Here is a 6,949-nt window from a genome sequence, read left to right as displayed (position 1 = left end):
AGAAGGGGTTAGGGGATGAGGGCAAAACGTCCTCTCAAAGCAGATTTTTTCTTAAGTTGACACCTATGAGCAATGCTGTGCCCCTACCGCGTGGTCTTTTTACCTGAAAATAGCTGTAAAGTAATGGTAATGGCAACGGCAAATAATTTTAGATTTTGGATTTTAGATTTTGGATTAATCTAAAGTTTTCTTGTCACCGATCGCTAAGATTTTTTCTAGATAAGGTAAAGTTTTTACTATAAAAACCAAACTTTTATTTAACTGAATATTCACCACAAAGACAACTGCCCTGGCGAAATATTTGATTTTTCACCCCTATGGTAAGTAAGTGGGTCAAATTAACCTTACTCTGCCTCCGGCTTCCCTCTCCTTAGTAAGGAGAGGGATTGAGAGTGAGGTTTTATCTTATATTTAATTGTGCCTTCCTACTTAATAAAGATCGCACTTTGGTTATAGTTAGCTAGTGGTAGTGCTAACGCGACTATTTCTTTCCTAATAATAATAAGAACTATTGTTGGTACTTTTATTGTTGGTACTTTTCTGAGCATTACTAACTATGCCTAAGATATTCAACCGAGAAATTTTCAGGTTATCTAAAGCTGCTTTTAGCATTGAGGAATTTGTTTTTTGAATCCTGACTACTATCAAAAGCCCATCAGTGTGGGGTACTATCAGGCTAGCATCGGCTAATCCCACCAAAGGGGGGACATCATAAATCACTAGGTCAAAACTGTTATGTAAATCCACCATTAGTTGCTTCATTTTTTGAGATGAGAGCAACTTTGTCGGATCGGGTGGTATTGGTCCAGAGGTGATTACAGATAATTGGTTCATGGAAGGTAGTTGTCGGATTACTTCTCCCACTGGCAAGTTTGTAGAAATTAAATTACTTAATCCCCAGAGATTATTTAAACCTGATAGGTTGTGAATTGTGGGTTTACGAAGATCAGCATCTACCAGTAGAACTCGTTGCCCCATTGCTGTAGCTATTTGAGCTAGATGCAAAGCAACCGTAGACTTCCCATCACCACTCATCGCTGAACTAATAACTATAGACCGCACCGGGCGATCGGAACTGAGTAGTTGAATATTGGTATAAAGTACCCGTAACGCTTCTGAAAAGTGGGTAGAATAGTCACCATACTCTTTATCTGGTAAAACAGCCAACCCAGGAATTGCCTGAGAAGAAGAGTTTTGGATATTTACTAAAGGGCTTTTTTGATTAAAAGTGCGCTTTTTCTTAGTGTCAATTTGCTTTCTAAAAGGAATATTTCCTAACAATGGTTGTTTCAGCTTCTTTTTCAGTTCATCAACAGTATGGTAGGTATTATCTAGCTTTTCTACAAGTAAGATAACACCAATTGCTGCCAAGATGCTTGCAACCAGTCCTAGTATAAAATTGCGTTGGGTAGAAAAAGCATCAATAGGAATATTTGGGGTAGTTGGTCTTTGAAGTAATTGCCAGCCAATATCCGCTTGGGATATTTCAATTTGGAGGTTTTCGTGAGTTGATAGAAACCGATTTAAACTTTCAGTAGCAATTTGTAACTTGCGCTGTAATTCAGTGTACAGTCGTGCTAAAACTGGTAGTTGGTTGCGTCGTTGTGCAAATTTCCGTTCTATTTTGGCAAGTTCTTGGCTTTGTACTTCTAAGGTCTGATACTGTGTCGCTACTTCGGCAAACTTTACACCCAAAAAGCGCTCTGACTCTTGACGTAGCAAAGGTAAAAGACTAGCTCGTTTCTCTTTCAATGTTTGCAGGCTGGGATTGTCTTCTTGCAAACGAGTTGATTCTGTAGCAATCTGAACATCAAGTTGACGTATTTGACTAATCAATTGTTGATATAAAGGAGCATAATTCAGTATTGCCGTTTCTCCATTTCTTGCTTGTAGGATAGCAAAATTAGCACGAACTTGGGCTAACTGTAGATCAATTGCTTGTTTTTCTCGAGCGAATTCAGCAGCTTGTGCAGCAATTTGTGTTACTTGGCTTTCTGGGTCGTTAAAACTGTACTTTTGCCGAAAAAGTTGTAATTCTTTTTGGATTTGATCGACGCGATTTTGGATAAATGGCAGTTGTTTTTCAACAAACTGAAGCCCCTGACGTAACTTGGTTTGCTTCCTTACTTGACTATAGTCTAAGTAATTCTGTGCTATTCGCTCTAAGACAACTTGAGTCTGCTTTGGATTGCTACTTCGATAACGAACTTCTATAATCTTGGTTTCTTCTAACCGATTAATCTTCAGAGATTCTATAAGAGAATAATAGTCGATTTCTGGATAGGAGACTTGCAACTGTTTAAGAGTGCTTTTCATCATTTCAGGACTCTTAAGAACCTGAATTTGGCTTTCATAATCTAGACTAGAGTTTTGTGTATTAAAGTCTTTGACAACATCCAAAACTTTGGGGTCATCATTTACAGGTTCTACTAATAGTTTAAAACTGCCTTCATATTCTGGAGGCTTCTGGTTTATCACCAAGTTAATCACTACAAGTGTCATCACAGCAATCGTTACACTTGTCATGAGTAGCCATCGTCGCCGTAAAATACTTAGAAATTCTTGAAAGCTCCAGTCGTCTTCTTGTTCTTCAGCCCAGCGAACAGGTTGATATTGAGGAAATGAAGCCACAGAGTTATGACTACCATTAGAACTTGAGTTTTGAGAAGGATAATTCTCGATCATGTGTTTAATATTTGGTTATGCACTGAACAGCAGCAGTAGAAAGGCTTTTGAAAATTTCGGTTAGGAAGTTCGGATATAAGTACTAATATATACTAAATATAAGATGTGTTTGATATTCTCTTTGATGAAAGTCAGATATTTATCTTTGAGTATAATACGTAAATAAAAGTATCAAATATAACTCTAGTTATCTAATTGGTATCTACTTGCTCAAAGTATAACAATAGAATTTCGACATTGACAAAAAATACCAAATATCCAATACGAGTTTTATCGATTTAAACTTGATTGTTTGACGTTTTTCAGCGATAACAGGCTTCGGCTATGCCTGAGGGACTGATCAAAGGATGATTGAGAAAAGCCTGAAACGCCCTATATTCGTGATATATAGTATATATGTACTAGTAAATTTAGACAGTGCATAAGTCTGAAAAATGTTGATTTTATAAAAAGTTTGCTAGTATGTCTTTTTAAATATAAATTTTTGATGAAGTTTTGGTCTTTAGAATTGAAACATGATAAGGTTGTGGGGTAACAGATGTTACACGTAAAAAATCAGACTCAATAATATATCTTTAAATCTCTTTAAGGATATTTGAAAAGCAAATTCTGTATTATGATTATTCTGGTTTAAGTAGGTTTACGTAGAAAAGCCTGGACACAGGGTTTCTAGTCTCCTAAGAAGAATTTAGAAGTCAGGAGTCAGAATGAAGACGTTCGCGGACTCATTACCGCTGCGTTATCAGTTGGGGATTCAAGCCCACCACTTTATTGTTGACCACTAAATATGCAGATTTAGTGGCGGTCTTAAACCCCTTTATTCAGACGCTCGCGGTATCCGCCAGTCGAACAAAATTCAGGACTTTGTTGTGATGACTGATGCCTCTATTTTTTGTTGGTAAAGCATCTCAGTCCTAAAGAGAGATGAGGTTTTTTGCTTTAACTCGTTCCCTTCAAGGAGACTTGAATATATAGCTTGAATCTTTCAAAAGTTGGAGGAATAAACAAGCATTTTTCTACTCTAGACTAGGAGCATAGCTGATGAGACTTAATGAACTTAATGAATGGATTTATCAACAATTATTGCCATCGATTTCTCCTGAGTTAGATGCAAGAAATAAAGCTTCTGTAAAAACTCAAAAATCAATTAAATTATCTGTGCTGACCCAATTTTTTCCTCCAGATTATGCTGCTACAGGGCAGTTGATCGAAGAACTAGTGAAACAGTTAAGGAAGCAAGGCGTGGATATTGAAGTCTTTACAAGTCAGCCAGGATATGCGTTTAGCTCTCATAGGGCACCAGCAGTTGAATGGACTGACCAAATCAGAATTCAGCGATCGCGCACTGCCCAAATTTGGCCGGGAAGAATTCGTGGTAAAGCTGTTAATGGGGTACTATATACTTTACGTGCTATGCTCTATCTACTTAGAGCTTGGCGTCGCAACAATATATTACTAATAACTACAGCTCCCCCATTTTTGCCAGTTATCGGATATCTGGGTTATTTATTGTTCCGATTGCCCTATGTGTGTGTACTCTACGATTTATACCCTGAGATTGCGATCGCACTAGGCGTAGTTTCCAAGCGTCACTGGCTAGTACGCTTGTGGCGTGGGATCAACAAACAGGTTTGGCTAAAAGCCAAGGGGATTATAGTACTTAGTCCGGTGATGAAAGAACAGGTATTAGCACATTGTCCGGAAGTAGCTGATAAGATTTCTGTAATTCATAGTTGGGCTAACCCAGAAGCGATCGTGCCGATTGCCAAACAAGAAAACTGGTTTGCTTGGAAGTATAATTTAGTTAACAAATTTACCGTACTTTATTCTGGCAATATGGGTCGCTGCCATGACATGGACACTATGTTGGAAGCTGCAAAGCAACTACAAGATGAGCCAATTCAGTTCGTCTGCATTGGTGGTGGTGCCAAACGCGAAGAATTAATCACGGAAGTAAATCGGTTAGGGCTGAAGAATTTTACGTTTTTACCTTATCAAGATAAACAAGTGTTACCCTATTCTTTAACAGCTTGCGATCTCTCACTAGTGAGTGTGGATGCAACTACAGAGGGTTTAGTTGTTCCCAGCAAATTTTATTCAGCTTTAGCCTCTGGGCGACCAATAGCAGTAATTTGCTCACAGACTTCATATCTGAGAGAACTAATGGCTGAAGCCAACTGTGGTGGGACATTTGAGAATGGAGATAGTCAAGGTCTAGCCCAATTTATTCGCTTTCTGAATCGAGATCCACAAATAGGAGAACAAATGGGCAAAGCAGGTCGCCAGTATTTGCGATCGTCGCACTTTACACCGAAAGTTATCTCTCAACAATACTTATATGTCTTGCAGCAGGCACTATTATCTGATGAGATAATAACCATATCTCAAAACGATATCTAGTAAGTATATTAGAATTAATTGAATATTTTTGGAGTACTTTTTTAGGAGTTGGGCTTCGATGGTCTTATTGATCTCAGTCCCTCCAACATAGCCTTCCTTGCTCATAGTTGTTGTCTATACAGGAGGTGGAATTGCAGAAAAGGTGTGACCGAAATCGGAAACGTTCCCAGCGACGGGCTATTTATTGCCCCATTCATAGCTGCTATATCGATAGCGTCAGTCAGAAATATAAAATGTTTGCAGACCAAGCAGGTCAATTACAGCAACGAGGCATGAGTCGGCGCAATGCGTTGATGTTAGTAGCGAACCAAAGTACAGTTCCTATAGAAGGGGAATGGTTAGAAGCTTTTTGGTGTGACGAGTGTCAGCAAACAACTTGGTATCATATTCACAAGTGTGGCGATCGCAGTTATGAAATTTCGCTAGCACCACAAGAACTATGGCAGCAAGTAAGCGGAGTAATTGATGCTTTGGGGAATCCTTCTGTTGGAGAGTTTACGCGTAAGAGTGCCAGATATGTTGGTTATCAAGGTCTTAAAGGTTTCCAGTTTGTGAGTTAAGTGTTATTAGCGCCATTTTGTTAAATATATTAATCTTCAATCAATAATTATGAGTGATTCAAAAATCGTCTCTCAACAGGAGTTAGTGATTGAAGCTGGACACACAGACCAGCAGTATTGGAAAGATATATGGCGTTATAGAGAATTATTCTATTTTCTTGCTTGGCGTGATATTTTAGTGCGGTATAAGCAAACTGCCATCGGTATTGCTTGGGCACTGATTCGTCCGTTTTTGACTATGGTAGTTTTTACAATTGTGTTTGGACAATTGGCAAAGTTACCTTCCCAGGGTGTGCCTTATCCAATTCTAGTTTTTTCAGCGATGTTGCCTTGGCAATTCTTCGCCAACTCGCTCTCGGAGTGCAGCAATAGTTTGATTGGCAATGCCAACTTAATCTCAAAGGTATATTTTCCCCGCTTAATTGTACCGACAAGTGCAGTAGTAGTAAGCTTTGTAGACTTCCTGATTTCCGGGATGATTTTATTGGGGTTAATGGCTTGGTATAACTTTGTCCCCAGTTGGCGAATTCTGACACTACCATTGTTTATCGCTATTGCCTTTGCTGCTTCAATGGGGGCGGGATTATGGTTTGCTTCTCTAAATGTCAAATATCGAGATTTTCGTTACATTGTGCCGTTTATTGTGCAGTTTGGTTTGTATATCTCGCCAGTGGGATTTAGCAGCAACGTTGTTCCAGAAAAATGGCGGTTGTTATACTCCCTGAACCCGATAGTAGGAGTAATTGATGGTTTCCGTTGGGCGATTTTAGGGGGTGAGGCAAAGTTATACCTCTCAGGTTTTTTGCTATCTTTGGGATTAGTAATTTTGCTATTAATCAGTGGAATTTGGTATTTTCGTAAGGTGGAACGGACTTTCGCAGATGTGATTTAAAGGTCTAAGTAGAGCGGCGTGAATAATTCTAAGGTTTGTAGTAAGGACTTTAGTCCTAATTTTAGGGCTGAAGCCCTCACTACGAACTCATCTCAAGGTTTTTTACATTACTTAATCTACTTTGATTTATTCTCACCTACTTACTTAATAGAGACTTAACCCCCAACCCCTTCCCTACTAGCGTTGGGGAGTAAGAGTTAACAAACCCTTGAATTTGCATTAGTCCACCTCTGTGGACTAAGCTTTGTGTAGTAACCCAAGTTGCTAGTTATCAAAAAGTGCCTTATTTTAAGTACAAAATTTATTTTTTTGGTATTTAAACCTCATCTAAGTTGAGAACCGTAGTTTTTGCCCTCACCCTAAATCCCTCTCCCAGATATGGGAGAGGGACTTTGAAATTCTGGCTCCCCTT

At 38.8% G+C, this 6,949-nt stretch carries 4 protein-coding genes; 3 read left to right on the top strand and 1 reads right to left on the bottom strand.

Features of this window, described 5'->3' with window-relative positions; genetic code table 11:
• Positions 1-492: 492 nt before the first annotated feature.
• A complete protein-coding gene (locus tag ACYTXL_RS29830; RefSeq protein WP_461927793.1) occupies positions 493-2,685 on the bottom strand; it encodes a GumC family protein in 2,193 nt (730 codons plus the stop codon).
• Positions 2,686-3,726: 1,041 nt separating this feature from the next.
• Between ACYTXL_RS29830 and ACYTXL_RS29825 the strand changes: the two genes are divergently transcribed.
• The 3 genes from ACYTXL_RS29825 (at position 3,727) to ACYTXL_RS29815 (ending at position 6,537) form a co-directional block, all read left to right on the top strand.
• Positions 3,727-5,085 carry a glycosyltransferase family 4 protein gene (locus ACYTXL_RS29825; RefSeq protein WP_461927792.1) on the top strand — a complete coding sequence of 453 codons (1,359 nt, stop codon included), beginning with the start codon at positions 3,727-3,729 and terminating at the stop codon, positions 5,083-5,085.
• A gap of 131 nt (positions 5,086-5,216) precedes the next feature.
• Positions 5,217-5,645: a hypothetical protein gene (locus ACYTXL_RS29820; RefSeq protein WP_461927791.1), complete on the top strand. Its 429-nt coding sequence runs from the start codon at positions 5,217-5,219 to the stop codon at positions 5,643-5,645.
• A gap of 49 nt (positions 5,646-5,694) precedes the next feature.
• Positions 5,695-6,537 (top strand): ABC transporter permease, encoded by an 843-nt coding sequence (locus ACYTXL_RS29815; protein WP_461927790.1) that lies wholly within the window; start codon positions 5,695-5,697, stop codon positions 6,535-6,537.
• Positions 6,538-6,949 lie beyond the last annotated feature (412 nt).

It is taken from the genome of Nostoc sp. (assembly GCF_054880495.1).
The sequence above is the reverse complement of the archived record's forward strand: the minus strand, read 5'-3'. Positions and strand labels throughout refer to the sequence as shown.

What these genes read in the sequence shown, in the direction of transcription:
- ACYTXL_RS29830 (WP_461927793.1), bottom strand. Translation starts at nt 2,685, where the DNA reads ATGATCGAGAATTATCCTTCTCAAAACTCAAGTTCTAATGGTAGTCAT.
- ACYTXL_RS29825 (WP_461927792.1), top strand. Translation starts at nt 3,727, where the DNA reads ATGAGACTTAATGAACTTAATGAATGGATTTATCAACAATTATTGCCA.
- ACYTXL_RS29815 (WP_461927790.1), top strand. Translation starts at nt 5,695, where the DNA reads ATGAGTGATTCAAAAATCGTCTCTCAACAGGAGTTAGTGATTGAAGCT.